This is a genomic window from Mycobacterium simulans (assembly GCF_900232995.1).
In the GTDB taxonomy this organism is placed as follows: Bacteria; Actinomycetota; Actinomycetes; order Mycobacteriales; family Mycobacteriaceae; genus Mycobacterium; species Mycobacterium simulans.
On record NZ_OCVX01000012.1, the window covers coordinates 1 to 1,265 of the forward strand.

The following is a 1,265-nucleotide window of genomic DNA, read 5'->3' on the forward strand; positions in this document are numbered from 1 at the left end:
CCCGGCCCCCCCCCCCCCGCCGCGCCCCCGGCCCGCCCTGCGCCCCGCCCCCCCCCGGCCCCGCACCCGGGGCCCGGCGGGCCCGTGGTGGCGCCCGCGGGGCCGCCCGCCCCCCCCCGGCCGCCCGGGCCCGCCGGTGCCGCCGCCGCCGCCGCCGACCCCGCCGATGCCCTTGCCGCCGGCGCCGCCTTGGCCGCCCTGGCCGCCCAAGCCGCCCAGGCCGCCGGCGGTCGGGTCGTCTGCAGTGGCGCCGGCCTTGCCTTGTCCGCCTTCTCCGCCTTGTCCGCCTTGCCCGCCTTGCCCGCCGGTGCCGTTCTTGCCACCCGCGCCGCCGGAGGGTCCGGCTTGCCCCCCGGCGCCCCCGGTTCCGCCGATACCGCCCTCACCGGGGCCGGTGCTGTCAGTGGCATCGGCGCCGCTCGTGCCCAATCCACCGGTGCCACCGGTGCCGCCGTTGCCGCCGTTACCGCCGGGGCCGCCGCCGGATCCGCCGGTCCCGCGTTACCGCCGGCATAGGCGTTGGTTCCCGTGGCGTCGCCGCCCCGCCCGCCTGTTCCTCCGGCTCCAGCGAGTCCGGGGTTGCCCACTTTGCCACCGAGACCGCCGGACAGCCCGCCTGCACCGGGCGCGCCGCCGGTGCCGCCGGTTCCTCCGTTTCCGCCGGCGCTGCCGCTGACCAGGCCCGAGCCCCCGTCCCCACCGGTGCCGCCGGTGCCGCCGTTTCCACCGTTACCGCCGTTTCCGCCCATCCCGCCGGGCAGCGCCGCCCCGCCGGTACCGCCTTTGCCGCCTGCACCACCGGTAATGCCCATGCCGCCGGTGCCTGCGGTGCCTGGCGCAGCAGAGATGCCGGGGTCAGCGTTGCCCCCGTTTCCACCCAGGCCCCCGGTACCACCGGCGCCCGGGGTTCCCGCCTGTCCGGCGGCGGACAATCCGGCGCCGGCACCTCCGGCGCCACCGTGGCCTGCGGCCCCTCCGGTGCCCCCGGTTCCGCCGGTACCGGGCGTGGCGCCGTCGCCACCGTTTCCGCCGATCCCACCGGTGCCGCCGGATCCGCCCTGGCCACCGGCGCCCCCTTTGCCGGACAGCAGCGGGGCCTGGCCTCCTGGGCCGCCGTCGCCGCCGGCGCCACCGGCGCCGGCGGCCCCGGAGGCCAGGCCCCTGTCTCTCCTACACCGCTGTCCCTCCCGCCGCCACCCCCTCGCTGGCCCCACGGGCCCCCACCGCACCTCCTGACGCACCACGGCCACACCTCACGCGCGGCG

1 pseudogene is annotated in these 1,265 nt (G+C 80.6%); it reads right to left on the reverse strand.

Features of this window, described 5'->3' with window-relative positions:
* A pseudogene (locus tag MSIMFI_RS26340) lies at nucleotides 1–1,214 on the reverse strand (hypothetical protein); the annotation flags it as partial.
* Nucleotides 1,215–1,265 lie beyond the last annotated feature (51 nt).